This is a genomic window from Gemmatirosa kalamazoonensis, assembly GCF_000522985.1.
GTDB lineage: Bacteria > Gemmatimonadota > Gemmatimonadetes > Gemmatimonadales > Gemmatimonadaceae > Gemmatirosa > Gemmatirosa kalamazoonensis.
This window is the reverse complement of record NZ_CP007128.1, coordinates 1,258,794-1,279,798: the sequence shown is the minus strand read 5'-3', so window position 1 is coordinate 1,279,798 and position 21,005 is coordinate 1,258,794. Positions and strand designations below refer to the sequence as shown.

16 protein-coding genes are annotated in these 21,005 nt (G+C 72.9%); 7 read left to right on the top strand and 9 right to left on the bottom strand.

What is annotated here, in order from left to right; all coding sequences use genetic code 11:
* Positions 1–13: 13 nt before the first annotated feature.
* The 3 genes from J421_RS05625 to J421_RS05615 form a co-directional block, all read right to left on the bottom strand.
* Positions 14–2,764, bottom strand: a complete 2,751-nt coding sequence (locus J421_RS05625; RefSeq protein WP_025410190.1) for an ABC transporter permease — start codon at positions 2,762–2,764, stop codon at positions 14–16.
* Positions 2,764–3,099: a PadR family transcriptional regulator gene (locus J421_RS05620; protein WP_104023036.1), complete on the bottom strand. Its 336-nt coding sequence runs from the start codon at positions 3,097–3,099 to the stop codon at positions 2,764–2,766. Before J421_RS05620 ends, J421_RS05625 begins: the two co-directional genes overlap by 1 nt.
* A 76-nt stretch (positions 3,100–3,175) precedes the next feature.
* Entirely contained in the window at positions 3,176–3,697 is a 522-nt protein-coding gene (locus J421_RS05615; protein WP_104022297.1) for a GNAT family N-acetyltransferase, read from the bottom strand.
* Between the two features lie 114 nt (positions 3,698–3,811).
* Here J421_RS05615 and J421_RS05610 point away from each other — a divergent pair, with 114 nt between their 5' ends.
* From J421_RS05610 to J421_RS05585, 6 genes are all read left to right on the top strand, one after another.
* Complete coding sequence (locus J421_RS05610) at positions 3,812–4,789, top strand: acyl-ACP desaturase (protein WP_236646287.1); 978 nt, start codon at positions 3,812–3,814, stop codon at positions 4,787–4,789.
* Between the two features lie 68 nt (positions 4,790–4,857).
* Positions 4,858–5,046: a hypothetical protein gene (locus J421_RS05605; RefSeq protein ID WP_025410186.1), complete on the top strand. Its 189-nt coding sequence runs from the start codon at positions 4,858–4,860 to the stop codon at positions 5,044–5,046.
* Between the two features lie 235 nt (positions 5,047–5,281).
* The gene (locus tag J421_RS05600) at positions 5,282–8,092 is read left to right on the top strand and encodes a S8 family serine peptidase (protein WP_025410185.1); all 2,811 of its coding nucleotides are present in this window, start codon (positions 5,282–5,284) and stop codon (positions 8,090–8,092) included.
* Between the two features lie 102 nt (positions 8,093–8,194).
* On the top strand, positions 8,195–10,588 hold the full coding sequence (locus J421_RS05595) for a DNA polymerase domain-containing protein (RefSeq protein WP_025410184.1): 2,394 nt from the start codon (positions 8,195–8,197) through the stop codon (positions 10,586–10,588).
* A 17-nt stretch (positions 10,589–10,605) separates the two neighbouring features.
* Positions 10,606–11,448 (top strand): glycoside hydrolase family 16 protein, encoded by an 843-nt coding sequence (locus J421_RS05590; protein ID WP_025410183.1) that lies wholly within the window; start codon positions 10,606–10,608, stop codon positions 11,446–11,448.
* Between the two features lie 140 nt (positions 11,449–11,588).
* Complete coding sequence (locus J421_RS05585; protein ID WP_104022296.1) at positions 11,589–12,932, top strand: lysyl oxidase family protein; 1,344 nt, start codon at positions 11,589–11,591, stop codon at positions 12,930–12,932.
* Here the strand turns inward: J421_RS05585 and J421_RS05580 are convergent.
* The 5 genes from J421_RS05580 to J421_RS05560 form a co-directional block, all read right to left on the bottom strand.
* Positions 12,929–13,861 carry a tetratricopeptide repeat protein gene (locus J421_RS05580; RefSeq protein ID WP_025410181.1) on the bottom strand — a complete coding sequence of 311 codons (933 nt, stop codon included), beginning with the start codon at positions 13,859–13,861 and terminating at the stop codon, positions 12,929–12,931. The genes J421_RS05585 and J421_RS05580 overlap by 4 nt on opposite strands.
* 4 nt (positions 13,862–13,865) lie before the next feature.
* On the bottom strand, positions 13,866–14,414 hold the full coding sequence (locus J421_RS05575; protein WP_148306168.1) for a hypothetical protein: 549 nt from the start codon (positions 14,412–14,414) through the stop codon (positions 13,866–13,868).
* 78 nt (positions 14,415–14,492) lie between these two features.
* The gene (locus J421_RS05570; RefSeq protein WP_104022295.1) at positions 14,493–15,152 is read right to left on the bottom strand and encodes a PI-PLC domain-containing protein; all 660 of its coding nucleotides are present in this window, start codon (positions 15,150–15,152) and stop codon (positions 14,493–14,495) included.
* Positions 15,153–15,361: 209 nt separating this feature from the next.
* Positions 15,362–18,580 carry a WD40/YVTN/BNR-like repeat-containing protein gene (locus tag J421_RS05565; RefSeq protein WP_025410178.1) on the bottom strand — a complete coding sequence of 1,073 codons (3,219 nt, stop codon included), beginning with the start codon at positions 18,578–18,580 and terminating at the stop codon, positions 15,362–15,364.
* Between the two features lie 298 nt (positions 18,581–18,878).
* Positions 18,879–19,838 carry a tetratricopeptide repeat protein gene (locus J421_RS05560; protein WP_025410177.1) on the bottom strand — a complete coding sequence of 320 codons (960 nt, stop codon included), beginning with the start codon at positions 19,836–19,838 and terminating at the stop codon, positions 18,879–18,881.
* 136 nt (positions 19,839–19,974) lie between these two features.
* Between J421_RS05560 and J421_RS05555 the strand changes: the two genes are divergently transcribed.
* Positions 19,975–20,682: a hypothetical protein gene (locus J421_RS05555; protein WP_025410176.1), complete on the top strand. Its 708-nt coding sequence runs from the start codon at positions 19,975–19,977 to the stop codon at positions 20,680–20,682.
* Positions 20,683–20,769: 87 nt separating this feature from the next.
* Here the strand turns inward: J421_RS05555 and J421_RS32605 are convergent, their stop codons facing one another.
* Positions 20,770–20,943, bottom strand: coding sequence for a hypothetical protein (locus J421_RS32605; RefSeq protein ID WP_158508663.1), 174 nt, complete (start codon positions 20,941–20,943; stop codon positions 20,770–20,772).
* Positions 20,944–21,005: the final 62 nt, after the last annotated feature.

Below are 21,005 nucleotides of genomic sequence, written 5' to 3'. Positions count from 1 at the left end.
AGCGACGCAGCCTTCACTCCGCGCGCAGCGCGACGATCGGATCGACCTTGGCGGCGCGGCGGGCGGGGCGCCAGTTGGCCAGCGCGGCGACGGCGACGAGGGCGAGCAGCGCAGCGGCGTAGGAGGCGGGGTCGGTCGCGCTCACCTGGAACAGGACGCCGCGCATGAGACGCGTGCCGGCCCACGCGAGCGCGGCGCCGGCGGCGAGGCCGACGAGCACGGGGCGCATCCCCTGCCACATCACGCGCCGCATCACGGCGCCGCGGGGTGCGCCGAGCGCGATGCGGATGCCGATCTCGTTCACGCGCTGCGCGACGACGTACGACATCACGCCGTAGACGCCGACCGCGCACAGCACGAGCGCGAGCGCGCCGAACGCGAGCAGCAGCAGCGTCGCGAGCCGCGACGTCGCGAGCGAATCGCTCACCACCGCGGCGAGCGGTCGCACACGCGCCGCCGGCACGTCGGGATCGAGCCGGCGCACGAGCGCCCGCACCGCGCTGCCTAACGACTCCTCGTCGCCCACCGCGCGGATCACCACGCTGAGCGACCGCGGCACCGCGCCGATGGAATCGGGGAGCGACGCGATCGCCTGCGCATGCGGCACGTACATGGTCGCGTGCGCGGGCTCGGCGAGCCCGCCGTGGCGCACGTCGCCGACGATGCCGACGACCGTGCGCCACACGGAGTCGGCGCCGCCGAGCAGCTGGATGCGCCGACCGAGCGCGTCGCCGCCGGGGAACCAGCGGCGGGCCATCGACTCGCTCGCCACGACGACCGCTGGTGCGCCGAGCCGGTCGGCGTCGGTGAGCGTGCGGCCGCGGAGGAGCGGGATGCGCATCGCCTCGATGTAGCCGGGCGTCGCCGCCTGGAAGTCGGCGGCGGGGCCGGGCTGGCGGTGGGATCGCGGGCGCGCGACGCCCTCGATCGAGAACCCCCAGTCGCCGATGGAGCCGTCGAACGGAAGCGCGGAGACGGCGCCCGCCGAGCGCACGCCGGGCAGCGCGCGGACGCGCTCGAGCAGCGCGGCGTAGAACGCGCGCACCGCCGAGCTGCTGCCGTACTTCGCCGCCGGCGGCGACAGACGGAGCGTGAGCACGTGCTCCGGCGCGAACCCTGGTGAGACGGCGGTTAGCCGCGCGAAGCTCCGCGTCATGAGCGCGGCGCCGGTGAGCGACACGGCCGCGAGCGCGAGCTGCCCGGCGACGAGGAGCTGACGCAGCCGCGCGCGCGGCCGACCCACGGTCGTGCCGCGCCCCTGGCGCAGCGGATCGTTAGGCGCGCCGAGCCGCGCGACCGGCGCGAGGCCGAACAGCAGCCCGGTGACGAGCGACACGGCGAGCGTGTACGCGAGCACCGGCCCGTCCACCGCGACGCGATCGAGTCGCGGGAGCTGCGGCAGGGGCGCTGCGGCGAGCGCGCGCGTGGCCCATGCGGCGAGCAGCAGGCCGAGCGCGCCGCCGCCGAGCGCGAGGACGACGCTCTCCATGAGCACCTGCGCGGCGAGCCGTCCGCGGCCGGCGCCCAACGCCCGGCGCACCGCGACCTCGCGGCCGCGCCGCTCCGCGCGCGCGACGAGCAGGTTCGCCACGTTCGCGCAGCCGACGAGCAGCACGAAGCTCACCGCGCCGACCAGCACGAGGAGCAGCGGCCGCACGTCGCCGCGCACCTGCTCGGCCACCGGCACGAGCGTGACGCCGAAGTTCGGGCCGTAGTCGTGCTCGTGCTCGCGCCGCAGGTCGGCCATGAACGCGTCGACGCGCCGCTGCGCGGCGGCGGGCGTGAGGCCGGGCGGCAGCTTCGCCACCGCGTTCAGGCGATGGGCGCCGCGCTCGTTCTCGTCGGGCGGACCCAGTCGCAGCGGGAGGAGGAGCTGCGCGTGGTCACCGGCGAACTCCAGCGGCAGCCGGAACGCGCTCGGCAGCACGCCGACCACGGTGACCGGCGTGGCATCGAGCCGGATGGTGCGGCCGACGATGCGCGGGTCGGCGCCGTAGCGGCGGCGCCAGAAGTCCTCGTGCAGCAGCGCGACGCGCGCTCCGTTAGGCACGTCCTCGTCGCGCGTAAAGTTGCGGCCGAGCAGCGGGCGCACGCCGAGCACGTCGAGCAGCGACGCCTCGGCGACGCCGACGCGCACGCGCTCCGCCTCGCAGCCGACGACTTCCGGCGCGCACCCGCCGGTGACGTTCATCGCGTTGTCGGAGAACGCGGCGAAGCGCTCGAACGTGGTGCGGTGCGCGGCGTAGTCGTACGCCTCGGGCTGCGACAGCCAGGTGCGCGGCGACTCGGGCCAGTGATTCCAGACGACGACGAGATGCGCGGGATCGGCGTACGGGAGCGGCCGGAGGAGCACCGCGCGCACGACGCTGAACACCGCGGTGTTGGCGCCGATGCCCAACGCGAGCGTGACGGCGACGGCGAGCGTGAAGCCGGGAGCGCGGCGCAGTCCCCGGAGCGCCTGGCGGAGGTCGCGCGACAGCGTCTCGAGCAGGTCGTGGCGATGCATGCGGTCCTCCCGGCGGACGGCGGAGTCGGCGAGCGCGCGGCGCCGCGCGAGCAGCTCGCCGTCGTCGCGCGCCGCGGCGTCGCCGGCGAAGCGGCGGCGTGCCTCGGCGGTCGCGGCTTCCGGGGAGAACCCACGCTCGGCCAGGCGCGCGGCGCGAGCCTCGAGGTGGAAGCGGATCTCCTCGTCCATCTCGTCGCGGGCGCGGCGGGCGCCGGTGCGCGGGAGACGGAAGAGACGACGGAAGCGGCGCGGCGACATCAGCGGTCGGCGATGCGGAGCACCGCGGCGACGGTCTCGGCGTAGCGCAGGAACTGGGTGGACTGTTCCTGGAGCCAGTCGCGGCCGGCGGCGGTGATCTCGTAGTAGCGGGCCCGCCGATTGTTCTCGGTGAGCCCCCAGTCGGCCCGCACGAGGCCACGCTCCTGCATGCGGTGCAGCGCGTGGTAGATGGCGCTGTCCTCGACGGCGAGGGAGCCGCCGGAGCGGTCCTCGAGCCAGGTGACGATCTCGACGCCATGCATCGGCCCCCACGAGAGGGTCTTCAGGACGAGGACGTCGAGGGTGCCCTTCATGGGGGCGAGCGAATCGCTCATCGGCATGGGCTGAAGCTTTCCCTTGAAAGTTTCATCCAACGGCCGAGGCGTCAATCGCCGTTCGTCACGTCGCCCCTCAGCCCAGGCGCAGTCGGTAGCCCCGGACCAGCTCGGCCCCCGGCGGCTGGAAGTCGGCGTCGGGCGCGCGCTCGAACCCCATGCGCTCGTAGAGCGACATCGCGACGCGCATGCTCTCCGACGTGTGGAGGCCGAGCGCCGCCGCGCCGCTCGCGCGGGCGCGACGCGCGCACTCCTCCACGAGCGCGCGGCCGACGCCCTGCCCGCGCCCCTCCGGCGCGACGGCGAGCAGCCGCAGCTCGGGCCACGGCGCGCGCGCCGCGAGGTGGCCATACGCGTCGGTCGCCGGCGGGAACAGGTGCACGCTGCCGAGCAACGACTCGTCGCGCACCGCGACGATGCGATCCACCGGCCCGTCGAACGCGAGCGCCGAGCGCACGGCGCCGTCGAGGCCCGCCCACGACGCGGGCGCCATCACCGTGGCGTACTCGCCGTACGCGCGGAGCGTGAGCTCGCGCACCGCATCGCGCTCGTCGGCGCGCGCGTCGCGGACGATGAACGGCGCGGGACGGGACGGCATGCGCGACAATCTGCGCTTCACAGGCCCCCGCGGCCACGGCCGGGCACGCTCTTTTCATCGTCGCCGGCTCCATTTCGCTTTGCTTCGCGACCGCCGCCCGCGCACATTCCCCGCATGACCACGATAGCCCAACCCGCCGCGGAGACGTTGGCGAAGGTGGAAGTGCTCGCCGACCTCGAAGAGGTCGTCCACGCCCTGATGGACGTGCACGAGGCGAAGCGCATCCTCTGGTTCCCGAGCGAGCTGCTCGCTCCCGCTCCCGACACCGACCCCGACGCGCACGCCCGCGCGCTGCGCGAGCGCGCGCGGGGCATCGGCCTCCCCGCGCGCATCGCGCTCGCGGTGAACCTCCTCACCGAGGAAGGGCTGCCGCACTTCCACCGGCTGCTCGCCGTGTACCTCGGCGGGGACACGTTCTGGTCGCGGTGGACGAACCTGTGGACCGCCGAGGAGGACCGGCACGGCGCGGTGCTGCACGACTACGCGCGCGAGAGCCGCATCCTCGACAACCCGGTGCTCGAGCGCATGCAGTTCGAGTATCTCAAGGCCGGGTTCAATCCCGAGTGGGACAAGGACCCGTACCGCGTGTTCGTGTACACGTCGCTGCAGGAACGCGCGACGCAGGTGAGCCACGCGAACACCGGCAAGCTCGCCGGGGAGTACGAGCCGACGATCGGCACCGTGCTCGCGAACGTGGCGAAGGAGGAGGCGCGGCACTACGCGTTCTACCGCACGATCTTCAAGGAAGTGCTGGCGCGCGACCCGAACCGCGGGCTCGCGTCGGCGGCGGAGATCATGCCGTCGATCGACATGCCGGGTTACACGATGCCGCACTTCCGCGAGATGGCGGACGTGATCCGGCGCGCCGAGATCTACGGGCCGCGCGACTACCTGAAGATCGTCGAGGAGCAGATCAAGTTCTGGGCGATCGAGGCGCTGGACGGGCTCGACGAGATGGGCAAGCGAGCGCAGGAGAAGATCCTCGGCATCCCCGACCGGCTGCGCCGCGTGGCCGACGCGATGGAGACGCGGAGCCGGGCGAAGACGTTCTCGTTCGACGTCGCGTTCGCGCAGGAATTCCACATGGCCTGAGCCTGCCGGCACGCGCTCTGCCTTTTTCTCGGTCGAAGTCGATTTCCCGAGCCGCAGGAGGCAGATCCATGGCACGAGAGCGCGAGCTGATCGAGCCGCACGAGGGCGACAAGCGGTACGTGCGTCGCGACGAGCAGGGACGCTTCACCGATTCGCAGGACGACGTGGGCCGCTCGCTGTCGCAGGACCGCAAGCGTCACGCGAAGACCGAGTCGAAGAAGGGACAGGGCGACCGCGGCGATCGCAGCAGCAAGTAACGCAAAATCACATACGGAAGACTCCGCCGCCCCGGGGAACGTTGCCACGTTCTCCGGGGCGGCGCATGTTAGCCACGCCGCCGGGGCCCACCCCCTCCCGCCTAACGACGCGGAGCCCCGGCCAACGCGACTCGATGCCGATGTCGTGTTCGATCCGTCCGGCGGAGCGCCGACGACGATCGTCCGCCGGGCATTACCTGTGGTCGTGGCCGGGAGACCGGCCGGGGGAGGCAGCATGGCAACGCAAAGCGAGCCGACGCCCGTCGTGCCTAACGAGCTCTGGCACCCGGCGTTCGGCCGGTGCGTGGGCGACCCGACACGTGCCGCGGTGCAGTGGCGGCCCGGCGTCGACGCGGAGACGAAGGACGCGCTGCTCCGCGAGCTGGGCCTAACGCACGCGAGCGCCGGCGCGGGGACCGATGGAGAGCGGCGTCCGCTGCTGCACGTGAACCGCACCGACGCGCTGTCGTGGGTGCAGGGTGCCGACGGCGGCGCGCTCGACGGCGCACAGCTGCAGCGTCTGAACGCGAGCCCGCTCGTGGAGTGGGTGAGCCCGGCCTGGCGTGCCGACGCCGCGACGCGCGAGGTGCCCGCGCTGTTCGCCGTGAACCCGACGCGCATCTACGTGAAGCGCGGCGCGGTCGACGCGGCCGGCGGGGTCGCGAAGCTCGGCGCGTCGACGCCGCTCGACGTGGCGCCCGACCGGCTGCGCGGCTACGTCACGCTGCGCGTCGACGGCGCGATCGGCGCCGCGCGCGAGATCGGCGCAGGCGTCGCGCCGGGCGACGTGCGGTTCGAGAACATCCCGTACCTGTCGCCGGAATGTCACGTGGTCACGGCACCGACGCCGACGACCGATCCGCTGCACGGCCCGTATCGTCCCGACGCGGGACGCTGCCGCCCGCCGACGTCGGAGCTGACGCCGAGCGACCCGGAGTTCGCGATCCAGTGGGGGCTGCAGCGCATCAACGCGCCCCGCGGCTGGCAGATCGCGCGCGGGTCGCCGAGCGTCACCGTCGCGGTGCTCGACGAGGGGATCGAGCTCGCGCACCCCGACCTCGACGTGCACCCGCAGTCGTGGAACGCGTCGACCGACACGCCTAACGGCGGCCCGACGGGGAACCACGGCACCGCGTGCGCGGGAATCATCGGCGCGCGGCTCGACAACGCGCTCGGCGTGGCCGGCGTCGCCGGCGGCGTGCGCACGATGGCGATCGCCACCGCGACGTGGGCCGACGCCGACATCGTGGAGGGCCTGTACTTCGCCGCCGACCACGGCGCGCGCGTGGTGAGCATGAGCTTCGGCGTGTACGCGTCGTGGATGATGTGGGACTTCGCGATCATCCAGGACGCGCTGCAGTACGCGCACGACAAGGGGCTCGTGCTCGTCGCCGCGACGGGGAACGAGAACGGCCCGGTGTCGCGCTTCCCAGGGAGCGACGCGCGCACGATCGGCGCCGGCGGCAGCAACCGGAGCGACGAGCGCAAGCGGATCGGCGACAGCTCGAGCGAGGCGTGGTGGGGCGCGAGCTACGGCCCGGACATCGACGTCGTCGCGCCGTGCCTCGAGATCCCGACCACCGACCGGTTCGGCGCCGCCGGCTACGCGGGGGGCGACTACTACGACTTCTTCAACGGCACCTCGTCCGCCACGCCGCACGTCGCGGGGCTCGCCGGGCTGCTCGTGAGCCTGCGGCCGAACCTCACGAACGTCGAGACGCGCCAGCTCATCGAGAGCACGTGCGACAAGATCTCGCCGGCGACGTACGCGTACGCGAACGTGGGCACGAAGCCGAGCGGCACCTGGAACGCCGAGGTGGGCTACGGGCGCATCAACGTGGAGCGGGCGCTGCTCGCGGCATGCGCGTTAGGCAGGGCCGCCGCGGAGCGCGAGTGCTCGGGGTGCGGCGGCGAGTGCATCGAGCCGACGCCCGAGGAGTGCCGCGGTCCCGAGCCGATCCCGTGGCTCTCGCGCGAGCGCTGCATGATGTTCTACGAGTCGCGCGTGTTCGACGAGGGGCGCATCCAGATCCGCGTCACCTACGAACACTGCCTGCGGCTGCTCGGCCGGCAGCAGGGGCCGCTGCTCTACACGCAGACGCTGCTCCCCGGCGAGCAGGTGCGGCTGTACACGTTCGACCGCTACCGCCGCGTGAAGTCGCACACCGAGCAACTGTCGGTGCACGCGTCGTTCCGGCAGACGGTGAGCGCGCTGTCGCAGTCGCGGCGCGCGACGAGCGCGTCGTCGTACACGGACTTCCTCACGAAGGCCCGGAGCGAGACGGACAGCTCGCTCTCGGTGGGCGGCGGGCTGGCGGGCTTCTTCGGCGCGCCGTCGGGCTCCATCGACAAGTCCGACGTGTCGGAGACGACGCTCGCCACCGGCGGCTCGGTGAGCAGCGTGTCGGAGCAGTTCACGCAGTTCGCCATCACGGCGTCGCAGTCGCTGGAGGCGGAGCGCGGCGTGGTGGTGAGCACGTTCGAGGACGCGGAGCATGTGAGCACGACACAGCGCTCGTTCCGCAACGACAACCACTGCTACGCGGTGACGTACTACATCCGCCGGGTGAACGAGCTGTACGACGTGACGACGCACGTGATCTCGGTGGAGTGGCGGGCCGGGAACCAGGGGCCGTTCCGCGCGGTGAACGACGTCGCGGGCGTGAACGACGAGATCCGGAAGCGGCTGCAGCAGTCGCTTGGCGACGCGCCGCTGCCGGGGGAGCAGAAGACCGATCACCATCTCGTGACGATCCCCACCGACGGGCTGCTGTACGAGACGGAGCTCGCGCACTGCTCGTCGTGCGAGCCGACGCGCGAGGCGGAGGAGCGCATGCGCCTCGAGCGGCTGCGGCAGGAGAACCGCCGCATGTGCATCGAGAACCGGGCGCTGTCGCTGGAGCTGGAGCGTCAGCGCGCGCTGCTGAAGGCGGGGCAGCTCGACCACATGGAGCTGCCGCGCGCCAGCCAGGCGGCGGCGCTGCCGGCGGCGGACGTGCACGTGCTGCCTTCCACGCCGGAGCTGCGGGCGCTGCCGGGGGCCTGACGTCGCGCGCGGAGGCGCGGAGAACGCGGAGAACGACCAATTATTCTTGGTGTTCTCCGCGTTCTCCCCGCCTCCGCGTGAGGCATCCCCGGACCGGCCCGCATGACCGCGCCCAACGAGGACGAGTGGCTGTGGGGGTGGGATCCGACACCGGGGATCGTGTCCGTGTGGGCGGAGGCGGACGGACGCGCGATCGTGTGGCGGCGGGACCCGGAGACGAAGGTGCTCGAGCGCGACGACGAGCGGTTCCGTCCGTGGCTGCTGCTCGACCGGCTCGACGACCTGCGCGGCGCCGCGGTGCCGGGGCTCGCGTGGCGGGAGCTCGACGGGCCGGGGGCGCTGCGCTTTCTCGTCTCGGCCGACGACGGGAACGCGCTCACGCGCGCGCTGCTCGCCGGCGCGTCGCGGCGGCTCGGCGAGAACGTTAGGCAGATCCGCGACCTCGGCGATGCGCACGTGCTCTCGCTGCCGCCCGACGAGCAGTACCTGGTCGCGACGGGGCGCACGTACTTCCGCGGGCTCGCGTTCGACGACCTGCGGCGGCTGCAGTTCGACCTCGAGACGACGGGGCTCGACCCGGCGCGCGACCGCATCTTCCTCGTCGCCGTGCGGCATCCCGACGGACGCGTGGGCACGATCGAGGCGCGCGGCACCGGCGACGCGGCGGAGGCGGACCTCATTCGCCGACTCGCCGCGACGATCGCCGAGGCCGACCCCGACGTGATCGAGAACCACAACCTGCACGGCTTCGACCTCCCGTTCGTCGCGCGGCGCGCGCAGGTGCTCGGCGTGCCGCTCGCGTTAGGCCGCGTCGGCGGGCCGCTCCGGCAGCGCGGCGCACGGCGCGGGGTGCGAGCATCGGGACTCGGGACTCGGGACTCGGGACTCGGGAGTCCGCAGCCCACGAGTCCCGAGTCCCGAGTCTCGAGTCCCGATTACCGCATCCGATACGTGGCGCCCGGGCGGGAGCTGATCGATACGCTCGACGCGACGATCCGCTACGACCACGGGGCGCGCGAGCTGCCGGGGCACGGCCTGAAGGCGGTGGCGCGCCACTTCGGGCTCGCGGGGCCGGAGCGGGAGCTGATCCGCGGCGACCAGATCCACGTCGTGTATCGCACCGACCCGGCGCGCGTGCGCCGCTACGCGACCGCGGACGTGGAGGAAGTCGCGGGGCTGGCGCGGGTGTTGGGCGGCGCCGCGTTCGCGCTCGCCCGGATGGCGCCGCGCCGCTACGAGCGGCTCGCCGACGCCGGCGCGGCGACGGGCGTGATCGACCCGCTGCTCGTGCGCGCGTACCTGCGCGCGGGTGCCGCGCTGCCGGCGTACGAGGCGGGCGACGGGACGCCGCACAGCGGCGCCGCGCTGCACCTGTTCGCGACCGGCGTCGCGCGGCACGTCGTGAAGGCGGACGTGGCGAGCCTGTATCCGTCGCTCATGCGCGCCTTCCGCATCGGGCCGGCGCGCGACCACCTCGGCGCGCTGCTCGCGATCGTCGACCGGCTCGTGGCGCAGCGACTGGAGGCGAAGGACGCGGCGCGCGCCGCGCCGGCCGGATCGGCGGAGCGGCACACGCAGGAGGCGGTGTCGGCGGCGATGAAGATCGTCGTGAACTCGGCCTACGGCTATCTCGCCGCGGGCGGGGAGCTGACGCGTTTCGCCGACGTGCACGCGGCGAACGAGGTGACGCGCCGCGGCCGCGAGACGCTCGGGCTGATGTGCCGCGAGCTCGCGGCGCGCGGCGTCACGCTGCTCGAGGCGGACACCGACGGCGTGTACTTCGCCGTCCCCGACGCGTGGAGCGAGGCCGACGAACGGCGCGTGGTGGCCGAGGTCGCGGCGCTGCTGCCACCGCTCGTGAAGCTGGAGTTCGAGGGACGGTACGCGGCGATGCTGTCGCACGAGCCGAAGAACTACGCCCTGCTGACCTACGACGGGCGGCTGCTGCTGCGCGGCGTGGCGTTCCGGTCGAGCCGCGCGGAGCCGTACGGCGACGCGTTCCTGCGCCGCGCGCTCGAGCGGCTGCTCGCCGGCGACGTGGCGGGGGTGCGCGACGCGTACCTCGACACGTTGGGTCGGCTGCGCGCGCGGGCGATCCCGACGCACGACGTGTCGTCGCGCGTGCGGCTGACGAAGACGCCGGCGCAGTACGCGGCGTCGCGCGGGTCGCGGCGCGAGCTCGCGTACGAGGCGCTGCTCGCGAGCGGCCGCTCGGACTGGAGCGTGGGCGAGCGCGTGCGCGTGTACCGCACGCAGGGCGGTGGCGCGGGCGTGGTGCCGGAGCGCGACGAGGCCGGTGGCGCCGACGCCGCCGACCCGCGCGACTACGACGTGGAGCACTACGCGCGCGTGCTGCTCGACACCTACGCGGCACGGCTGGCGCGCGGGCTCGCGCCGGAGGACTTCGACGTCGTGTTCGCGGATCCCGACCAGCTCTCGCTGTTCGCGCCGCGGGCAGAGGAGATTCGCACGGTGCTGACGACGACCCTTTCCTGAGTGGTCTCACATCGCCCATGCGCCGACTCCTGCTCCCCCTCCTCGCGATCTGCGTCTCCTGCGCCCGCCGAGCGCCTAACGCCACGCCGGAGCCGGGGTGGGAGCTCGTGTGGTCCGACGAGTTCGATCGCGACGGCGCGCCGGATCCGCGGAGCTGGACGTACGAGCGCGGCTTCGTGCGGAACCGCGAGCTGCAGTGGTACCAGCCGGAGAACGCGGTCGTGCGCGGAGGCCTGCTGGTGATCGAGGCCCGGCGCGAGGTGCGGCCGAACCCGACGTACGTGTCGGGGAGCACCGACTGGCGTCGCGGCCGCGACTCGATCCGCGTCACGTCGGCGAGCGTGACGACGCGCGGGCTCCGCTCGTGGCGCTACGGCCGCTTCGAGATGCGCGGGCGCATCGACGTGCGCCCCGGGATGTGGCCCGCGTTCTGGACGGTGGGCGACAGCGGCCGGTGGCCGGCGAGCGGCGAGATCGACGTCATGGAGTACTACCGCAACATGCTGCTCGCGAACGTGGCGTGGGCCGACTCGAACGGCGCCGCGGCATGGGACGACTCGCGCCTCCCGCTCGACTCGTTAGGCGGCGCGCGATGGGCGCGCGACTTCCACGTCTGGCGCATGGACTGGGACGAGCGCGCGATCCGCCTCTCGGTCGACGGCCGCACGCTGAACGTCACCGACCTGGCCGCGACGACGAACCGCGACGGCACCGGCGTGAACCCGCTCCGCCGGCCGCAGCACCTGATCCTCAACCTCGCGGTCGGCGGTACGCAGGGCGGCGATCCCTCGGCCACCAGATTCCCGGCGCGGTTCGAGGTGGACTGGGTGCGCGTGTACCGGCGGGCCGGCGCTCGGTGATCGCACGCGAAGCCGCGGAGAACACCATTGAACCGCAGAGGACGCAGAGCGTCCTCTGCGGTTCATTCACACGGCCCTCGAGAGTGTCGGGATCGGGCGGCGGATTGCGCCTATAGGATGTCCCTTTCGCGGAGATCCTCGTGCGTCCCTTCCGACTCGCCCTCCTCGCCGTCTCCCTCGCCGGCTGCGTGCCCGACGCGCCGAGCACCCTCGCACCGCGAGAGCCCTCGCTGGCGGCCGCGCCGGGGGCCGCGACGCTGAAGAACACCGCCCAGCCGGTGCCGTGGTCCGGCACCGCGCTCCGGGACGGGGTGCCTAACGGCGAGGTCCCCGAATGTGCCGCGGTCTGGTGCGATCGGTTCGACCTCGCGATCGACCTGCCGAGCGGCGCGTGGAGCAACAAGCCGGGCGGCGTGGAGATCGCCGTGCGGTGGAGCGGCTTCGGGAACAACCTGAAGCTCTACGTCTACCGCGGCAGCGCGCGCGTCGCCGCGTCGGAAGGGATCATCGCCACGGCGCAGTCGGTGCTGCTCCCCGCGCCGGCGAACGGCGCGTACCGCGTGTACGTCGCGTACGACTTCGACATGGCCGCGCAGTTCGGCACCCCGCTCGCGCCGGAGATCCCGTACGAGGCGCTGGCCGAGGTGGAGTACGCGCCGAAGCCGCAGCCGACGCGCGCGCTGCTCCCCGATCTGCAGGCGCGCGCGCAGCGCAACGTCACGTTCGACGTGCCCCCGGCGATCTTCTTCGAGGCGGGCGTGCCGACGACGAGCTGCTTCCCGAGCGAGATCGCGGAAGAGGGCGCGCGGCTGTGCATGCGCTTCGACCAGGTGCTCGCGAACGCGGGCGAGGGGCCGCTGGAGTTCCGCTTCCTGCTGCCCGCCGACCCGATGTCGCAGCCGACGGGGCCGATCGAGCAGCGCGTGTATCACAGCGACGGCAGCGTGACGTCGCGCGCCGGTGGCACGTGGGAGTTCCATCCGACGCACCAGCACTTCCACTACACGGGCTTCGCGCTGTCGCGGCTGTTCGCCACGGACGCGTCGGGGAAGAAGATCGGCACGACGCCGCTGCGCGCGCGGCGCCACCGCGTGGGAACGATCGGCGCGCCGGCGTCGACGGGCCGCAAGGTGAGCTTCTGCATCGTCGACATCGAGATCGACGCGTGGGGCGAGAAGGGGGACGCGCCGCGCACCTACAGCGCGCCGGCGTGCCTGGAGCCGACGCCGGGCGGCTATCTGCTGCAGGGGCTCTCGGCGGGGTGGGCCGACGTCTACGACTGGTTCCTGCCGGACCAGTATCTCGACGTGTACGGGCTCGCGGACGGGCTGTACGTGCTGGAGACGGTGGCCGATCCGGACGACACGATCCTCGAGGCGAACGAGTCGAACAACTGCGGCGCGGTGTACGTGCGCCTCACCGGCATGACCACGGCGAGCCCGCACGCCGCGCTGCTCGGCCCGGGGCCGGCGTGCAGCCGTTAGGCCGCCGCGCCCAACGATGCTCGCGCGCGAGCGGCGACGTGGGCCGCGCCGGCCGATTCCGCGATCTCGGCGGCGCGCTCGTAGCAGCGCGTCGCCGCGTCGTCCTGCTGCGGCATGCGATGCGCGCGGAGCACGTCGCCGAGGATCACGAGACACTCGGCGCGGCGACTCTCCGCGCCGGCGCTGGAGAAGTGGCCGAGCGCGATGCCGATGCGCGACTCCGCCTCGTCGAGCCGGCCGAGCTTGAGGCACGCCTCGGCCTCGTTGCGCGCGGTGAGCAGGAGCAGGTCGAGCTCGACGAGGTCGCGCGCGATGTGCGCGGCCTCGCGCAGCAGCGGCAGCGCCGCCTCCGGCTCGCCCGTCTCGATGTGCGCCGCGGCGACGTTGTTGATCGCCATGAGCACGCCGCGCTCGTACCCCGCCTCGCGGTAGCAGTCGAGCGACGCCGCGAACAGCTCCACCGCGCGCGCGTGGTCGCCCACGCGCGCGGCGCAGAGACCGAGGTTCGTGAGCGCGAGCCCACGCACACGCGGCCCCGGCCGGCACGCGAGCGCCCGACGGAACAGCGGCTCGGCGCCTAACGCATCGCCGCGCAGGATGGCCACCGTCGCGGCGGCGTTCAGCGCTTCGGCCTCGAGCTCGGCGAGCGCGTGCGCGCGGGCGATGGCGAGGCTCTCGTCGTACGCGGCGCGCGCGTCGTCCCACGCCTCGCGCGCGCGGTGCGCGTCGCCGACCCGGCGCACCGCCTCGGCGCGCAGGGCCGGCGTGTCGGCGAGCGACAGCGCGACACCGTACGCGCGGAGCGCGCGCGCCACGTCGCCCCCGGACTCGAACCGACGACCGCACGCGAGCGCCTCGTGCACGTCGCGCGCGCAGATCTCCTCGAGCGACGGGGCGTACACGGGACTCGGCGCGGTCGTCATCGACATGCCGTCACCAGGCGATCGTGTAGCCGGAGAAGTGCGGCGTCTGGAACCGCACCGTGCCGGTGAGCGCGTCGACCACGCCGCCCATCGCCTCGATCGGCGCCTTCGTCGCCTCGTCCACGTTCCACACCTGCAGGCCCGAAGGCAGCACCCCGCAGCGCGACGCGTCGAGCGTGACGGTGACCGGCGTGGCGAACCAGAAGTGCTCGTAGCCCGCCGCGTGCACGTCGATCTCGACGTTGCGCCCCGCCGGCACGCTGAGCGTGAACGTCTGCGGGCTCGCGACGGCGCCGGCCGGGAAGTCGACGCGGAAGCCGCCCGCCGCGAGCGTGCCGCCGTCGGGGCCGATGGTCGCCGTCGCGGACAGCGCGGGAGCGTCGGTGCAGACGAGCAGTCGGAGCGGCTGCACCACCGGCGTCAGCACCCCGGTGACGGTGCCGAGCAGATCGGCGCTCGGGCGCGACGGCGCGGGCGCGGGGTCGAGCGGCGCCTGCCGGTCGCAGCCGACGGCGAGGAGGAGCGCGACGAGCGAGAGGCGCGCGGAGCGATGCATCATCATGCGGCTTCGGCAAACGAGGCTTCGGTGGCCGTCGGCCGGCCCTCGCGGGCCCGGCTCCCAACGGGGACCGACGACTCACGGTCGTCGTCCGTCACGACCTACGAGAAAGTCGTGCAGCGCGTTGAGATCGTCGGCACCGATGAAGTCCACGCCCGCGTCACGAAGCAGCCGCCACACGACGACGCGATCGGGCGTGCCCCAGAAGCGGAGCCGCCGCCCTTCGGCGTGCGTGCGCGTTACGAGCCGCGCGACGGTGCGGCGCACCGACGCCGGCGCGGGGCCGTCGCCGCGCCACTTCGTGACGTGCTTCCAGTCGTCGCTCACGAGCGGCATCGCCGCGGCCGGGGTGCCGTGCGCCGCGCCGAGGTCCGTTAGGCGGCCGTCGAGCGCGGCCCACCGGTCGCGGCTCGCCGGGAGCGTGACCAGCGGCCGCTCGCCGGAGATCACGGCGACCACGGGGCGCTCGGTCACCGAGTCGCCGTGCCACGACGTGAACAGATCGTCATACCGGCGCAGCACCGAATCCAGCACGACGTACGCGGAGTCGGCGTTCGACTTCACGTCGACGAGGAGCGTGAGCGGCGGGCGCCCCGCGTACACGCTTCCGTCATGCGCGGCCACCCACGCGCGCAGCGGCTCGAGGTAGACCGCTTCGAGCGTGCGGTCGGTGCGCACGCTGTCACGGGCGTGGGCGACGAGCAGCGCGCCGTTCACGAGCCACACGTCGGCCTCCACGCTGCCGTAGCCGAGCTCCAGGGCGCCCAGCAGCGGGCGCGCGTGCTCGTAGTCGTTGTGCGCGTGGGCGTGGTCGAGCGGTGAAGGCTGAGCGAAGGTGCGCTGTGGGTTCGAACCACAGAGGACGCAGAGGACGCAGAGGAAACCAACAAGAGTGGTTCTCCTCTGCGCCCGCTGCGTCCTCTGTGGTTCACACGAAGAGCCCATCGTCACATCGCCACCTTCGGCTTCGGGGTCGGCACGATGACGCCGCCGACGCCGCCGTCCTGCAGCAGCTTGTTGAACGCCGCGACCTCGCTCTGCACCACCGCGTCGGCCTGGCCGCGGAGCGCGGTCCACAGCCGCTCGAGCTCCGCGAACCGCTCGCGCGACGGCTGCGTCACGACGTCGTTCTGCTCCACGTTGCCGAGCAGGAACGCGTACTGCGCGTTGATGCCGTTGCGGTAGTTGATGACGTCCTGCCCGTTCGCGGCCTTCGTGGAGAGCTTCGGCTCGAGCGAGTCGATCGTCGCGGCGATCGCCTTGCCCTTCGCCTGGATGGCGGTGGCGTTCGGCGCGTCCTTCGCGCGGTCGACGAAGCGCGAGACCTGCTCCTTCACGTCGCGCAGCCGGATCAACGCGTCGTGGATCTCGCCGACGCGCGCGTTCAGCGCCCGCATGATCGAGTCGCGCGCCGCGACCTCGGCGGGGGTCGTCTGCAGGCGCGGGTCCTGCCGCACCTCGAGCGGCTGCGTCTGGACGACGCTCCCCACCGTCAGGCGGATCTGATAGCGACCGGGCGCCACGCGATAGCCGGTGGTCGTGCCGCCCCAGACGTTGATGTTACCGGGGAGCGTCGTCGGCGGGTCGGCGCGCAGGTCCCACTGGAACGCGTTGAGCCCGGCCTTGAGGTCGAGCGCCGTCCGCGACGCCGCGTTCGGGCCGGCGTTAGGCGCGGCGTCAGGCGCCGACGCCGCCGGCGCGCCGCTCGGCCGACGCGTGTAGGTGCGCAGCACGCGGCCCGCGGAATCGAGCGCCTCGAGCTTCACCGTCTGCGACGAGTCGGGCGCCTTCGCGAGCAGGATGTAGACGTTCGCGCCCGGCGGAGGGTTGCGGCCGCCGGTGGTGGTCGGCGCGGCGGGGCCGCCGGCGAGGAACGCGCGCCGCGGCGCGAACAGGTGCACCGAGTCGCGCGCCACCGTGTCGTTCATCTGTCGCAGCGCGGAGAGGTCGTCGAGCGCCCAGAACGCGCGGCCCTCGGTCGACGCGTAGAGATCGCCGTGCCGGATCTCGAGGTCGGTGACGGGCACCGCGGGGAGGTTGCGCTGCAGCGACTGCCAGTGTGCGCCGCCGTCGAACGACACGTACGCGCCGGTCTCGGTGCCGGCGAACAGGAGCCCGCGCCGCTGCCGGTCCTCGCGCACGACGCGCACCGGCTCGCCGTCGCGCAGCCCGTTCGTGATGCGCGTCCACGTGCGGCCGTAGTCGGAGGACTTGAACGCGTAGGGCGCGTAGTCGCCGTGGCGGTCCATGCGGAACGCGAGGTACACGGTGCCCGAGTCGAGCGGCGAGGCCTCGATCTCGTTCGCCAGCCCGACGCCCACGCCGTTAGGCGTCACGTTCGTCCACGTGCGCCCCCCGTCGCGCGTGCGCTGCACGAGGCCGTCGTCGGTGCCGACGTACAGCGTGTTGCGGTCGAGCGGCGACTCCTCGATGGTCACGATCGTGCCGTACACCTCGCCGCCGGCGCCCTCGTTCGTGAACGGCACGCCGCCGAGTCCCTGCGTCGCCTTGTCGTTGCGCGTGAGATCGGGTGAGGCGGGTGCCCACGTCCGGCCGCGATCGGTCGTGCGGAACAGCACGTTGCCGCCGAAGTAGATGACGTTCGGGTCGTGCTCGGAGACGAGCGTCGGCGCGGTCCAGTTGAAGCGGTAGCGCGTCTCGTTCGTCGGCTCGGTGAGGTTCAGCGCGGGCCACGGCATGATGGAGCGCGTGAGATCCGTGCGCGTGTCGAGCTCCTCGAAGATGCCCTGGTAGCAGCCGCCGTAGACGTAGCGCGGGTCGGCGCGGTTCACGCCGATGTTCGCGCTCTCGCAGCCGGGGCCGATGTCCCAGTCGCGCTCCCCGATCTCGGGGCCGTCGCTGCGCGTGCGGATCATCACCGACGTGTTGTCCTGCTGCCCGCTGTAGAGGCGGTACGGATACTCGTCGTCGCTGATGACGTGGTAGAACTGCGCGGTGGGCTGGTTGTCCTGCGTGCTCCAGCTCCTGCCGCCGTCGAGCGACACCGACACGCCGCCGTCGTTCGCGTTGACGAGAAAGCGGGCGTCGCGCGGGTTGATCCAGAGCTGGTGGTTGTCGCCGTGCGTCGCCGGCAGCGTCTGGAACGTGCGTCCGCCGTCGATCGACTTCACGATCGGCGCGTTCATGACGTACACGACGTCGGCGTTCTGCGGATCCGCCGTCACGTTCATGTAGTACCACGCGCGCGTCTGGATCAGCCGGTCCTCGCTCAGCCGCCGCCACGTCTTGCCGGCGTCGTCGGAGCGATAGAGCCCGCCCTTGTCGGCCTCCACGATGGCGTAGACGCGGTCGGGGCTCGCCGGCGACACCGCGACGCCGATCTTTCCCATCACCTTCGGCAGCCCCTCGCTCAGGCGCGTCCACGTGTCGCCGCCGTCGGTCGACTTCCAGATGCCGCTCCCGGGGCCGCCGCTCCGCACCTGCCACGGCAGCCGCTGGTGGTCCCACATCGCGGCGTACAGGATGCGCGGGTTCGACGGATCCATCGACAGGTCGCTCGGCCCGGTGGTGCCGTTAGGCCCCTTGAGAACCTGCGTCCACGTCCGGCCACCGTCGGTGGAGCGGTAGACGCCGCGGTCCGTCGTGGGCTTCCACCGGTCGCCCTGCGCGGCGACGTAGACGACGTCGGGGTTCTGCGGATGCACGCGCACGGCGGAGATCTGCCGCGTCGCGTCGAGGCCGACGCGCGTCCACGTGCGGCCGGCGTCGGTGGACTTGTAGACGCCGTCGCCGTACGACGAGGACTGCCCCCGCACCGCGTGCTCGCCCGTGCCGACGTACACGACGTTCGGATCCGACTCGGCGACGGCGATGGCGCCGATGGAGCCGACGCGGAACGCGCTGTCGGAGACGGGTCGCCACGTGTGGCCGGCGTTCTCCGTCTTCCACACGCCGCCGCCGGTGTAGCCCGCGTAGTAGACGAGCGGCTGCGACGGCACGCCGGCGACGGCGTTCGCGCGTCCGCCGCGGAACGGGCCGATCAGCCGCCACTGGAGCGCGCGGAACGCCGACGAGTCGTACGCGCCGGCGGTGACGCCGCGCGCCGCGTCGCGCGGGCGGGCGCCTAACGTGCCGGGCACCTGCGCGGCGAGCGCCGCGGGCGCGAGAAGGGCGAGCGCCACGAGGCGCGGATGCAGGGAGAACACCGGTGAAGCTCCTTGAAGGTCTCGATTGCCTGGACGTCTCACGCGGGCGAGGCACGCGGAGAACAGCATTGAACCGCGGAGGGCCGCAGAGGGCCGCAGAGGACTGCCTCTTCGTGTTGAACCACGGAGGACACGGAGGGCACAGAGGAAACCCACCCTTTTGAAAGGGTTCTCCTCCGTGTCCTCTGTGTCCTCTGTGGTCAAGAGAAGTCGATGTTCTCCGCGGCCCTCTGCGGTTCGATTCGAAGAGGCAAAGACGCAGTCCTCCGCGGCTCCGCGTGCGACGAAGAAGCGACGATCACCGACGCCTGGCCAGCTCCGCCTCGGCGGCGATGTAGCCGAACGCGCCCCACTGCCCGCCGGCGACGATGCGGCGGAAGATCCGCTCCGCCTCCGCGCGGCGGCCGTTGTACAGGTGCCAGTTCGCCACGCCGTACGCGGCCGTCGCGTCGGTGACGGACATCTCCCCGTTAGGCCCGCTCGTGAGCAGCGAGTCGGGGGGCAGGATCCCCTTGTACATCAGCAGCAGCCGGTGGTAGGTGCCGTTCTCGATCACCTGCATCTCGCGCTTCACCGGCACGATCGCCTCCTCCGCCTCGGCGTCGCGCCCCTGCCGGCGAAGGCTCATGTACAGCCAGTGCAGCGCGGAGACGCGGCGGTCGTCGTTGCGCGCGGCGTCGACCTCGCGGTCGAACACCGCGGCCGCGTGTGCGAAGTCGCCCTGCAGGTAGTACGCGAGGCCGAGGTGATAGGCGATGTTCGAGTGCAGCGTGCCGATCGGCCGGTTCTGCGCGTTCGGCTGGCCGTCGGGCTCCACCTGGTCGGCGGTGCCGAACGCGAGGTCCGAGGCGCGCACGAGATCGGCGACGGCGTGGTCGAACTCGCGCACGCTGATGTAGCGGTGCCCGCGGTGGCGGTAGAGCCGCGCGTCCGACGGGTGGCGGGCGATGCCGCGCGTGTAGACGTCGATCGCCTCCCGGAAGCGCCCGAGGTAGGCGAGCCGGCGGCCGAGCCAGATGACCGAGTCCGCGTCGCGCGGCGTGTGCTCGTAGGCGAGACGCGCCTCGGCGAGCTGCCGCTCGTAGCGCGCGCGCACGTCGGCGGCGAGCGGCAGGGCGCGCAACGTGTCGCCGAGCAGCGAGACGGCCTCCACGCCGACGGGGAGCGGCGCCGGGGCGGGCGGGCGCGCGGCGCAGCCCTGCGTGCACGCGGCGATCAGGATGGCACAGGCCGTCAGGGGGCGCCGGGCGAGAGGCATGCGGCGCAAACTGGACGCCGGGATTCGCGGTCGCCAGGCCGCGCGGCTGTGATGCACGGCCCCGTCGGGCGGTAGCGGGACGGCGCACACGGCGCGTATCGTAGTCGCCTGTCACCCTTTCATCCGAGGAGAGACCATGCGTCGCGTCAACGGTTCCGTGCTCGCGCTCACCGCCGTCATGCTCGTCACCGCCGCCGAGGCCCGGGCGCAGGACGCCTCGAAGAGCGTCGCCGGCGGCGGCATCTCGGTGTCGGGATGGAATGGGAAGGTCGACGCGAACGAGGCGTCGTCCGGGCAGACGGTGAACAGCGCGAAGTTCGCCGCCGAGGGGAACGGCTTTCACGTGACGACCGGCCCGGCGATCACCTACTGGAAGTCCGGCGCCCCGGCGAAGGGCGACTACACGGTGCGGGCGACGTTCACGGAGCCGAAGTACATGAACCTGAACAGCCATCCGCACCCGTACGGCATCGTCATCGGCGGCAACGACATGGGGACCGACAACCAGTCGCTGTTCTACTGCGCCGCGTACGGGAGCGGGCGGTTCATCGCGCGCGGCTTCGGCCCGGCGCCGTTCCAGCTGAACGGCCGCGGCGAGGCGAACGACGCGGTGCACAAGGCGGCCGGGCAGGGCGAGCCGGTGACGCAGGAGATCGCCGTGTCGGTGCGCGGCGACAAGGTGGACTGCTCGATCAACGGCACCGTCGTCGGCAGCTACAACAAGTCCGACCTGGTGGGCGCCGGCAAGCTGAAGTCGACCGACGGCGCGTACGGCATCCGCTTCGGCCACAACACCGAGGCCGTCGTGACGAACTTCTCCATGACGCCCGCCGTGCATAAGTGAGAGGGCAGGAGGGCAGGAGCGCACGAGGGCAGGAGAACCGTTAGGCTCTCCTGCCCTCGTGCCCTCTCTGCCCTCTTGCCCTGTCCGTTACTGTCCGCGGCGTCCCGACTTCGCGTTCGTCGCGTGTGGCTTCACGGTGGCGCGCGGTGTGGGGGGGGGCGCCTGCCGCTCGTCGGGCGTCGGCTCGTTCGCGCGGGCGTCGCGCGGGGTGGGCTTGTGGCGGGAGAAGTCCGGGATCCCGCGGGGCGACTTCTTGTGCATGGGGCGACCTCCTGGCTCGCCTGGGTCGTCGGGAAAGCTGATGCGGACGCGGCCGGCGCGCC

Excerpts from the sequence above, each read along its gene's own strand:
- J421_RS05625 (WP_025410190.1), bottom strand. The coding sequence starts at position 2,764 with ATGTCGCCGCGCCGCTTCCGTCGTCTCTTCCGTCTCCCGCGCACCGGC.
- J421_RS05620 (WP_104023036.1), bottom strand. The coding sequence starts at position 3,099 with ATGAGCGATTCGCTCGCCCCCATGAAGGGCACCCTCGACGTCCTCGTC.
- J421_RS05615 (WP_104022297.1), bottom strand. The coding sequence starts at position 3,697 with ATGCCGTCCCGTCCCGCGCCGTTCATCGTCCGCGACGCGCGCGCCGAC.
- J421_RS05610 (WP_236646287.1), top strand. The coding sequence starts at position 3,812 with ATGACCACGATAGCCCAACCCGCCGCGGAGACGTTGGCGAAGGTGGAA.
- J421_RS05605 (WP_025410186.1), top strand. The coding sequence starts at position 4,858 with ATGGCACGAGAGCGCGAGCTGATCGAGCCGCACGAGGGCGACAAGCGG.
- J421_RS05600 (WP_025410185.1), top strand. The coding sequence starts at position 5,282 with ATGGCAACGCAAAGCGAGCCGACGCCCGTCGTGCCTAACGAGCTCTGG.
- J421_RS05595 (WP_025410184.1), top strand. The coding sequence starts at position 8,195 with ATGACCGCGCCCAACGAGGACGAGTGGCTGTGGGGGTGGGATCCGACA.
- J421_RS05590 (WP_025410183.1), top strand. The coding sequence starts at position 10,606 with ATGCGCCGACTCCTGCTCCCCCTCCTCGCGATCTGCGTCTCCTGCGCC.
- J421_RS05580 (WP_025410181.1), bottom strand. The coding sequence starts at position 13,861 with ATGTCGATGACGACCGCGCCGAGTCCCGTGTACGCCCCGTCGCTCGAG.
- J421_RS05575 (WP_148306168.1), bottom strand. The coding sequence starts at position 14,414 with ATGATGCATCGCTCCGCGCGCCTCTCGCTCGTCGCGCTCCTCCTCGCC.
- J421_RS05560 (WP_025410177.1), bottom strand. The coding sequence starts at position 19,838 with ATGCCTCTCGCCCGGCGCCCCCTGACGGCCTGTGCCATCCTGATCGCC.
- J421_RS05555 (WP_025410176.1), top strand. The coding sequence starts at position 19,975 with ATGCGTCGCGTCAACGGTTCCGTGCTCGCGCTCACCGCCGTCATGCTC.
- J421_RS32605 (WP_158508663.1), bottom strand. The coding sequence starts at position 20,943 with ATGCACAAGAAGTCGCCCCGCGGGATCCCGGACTTCTCCCGCCACAAG.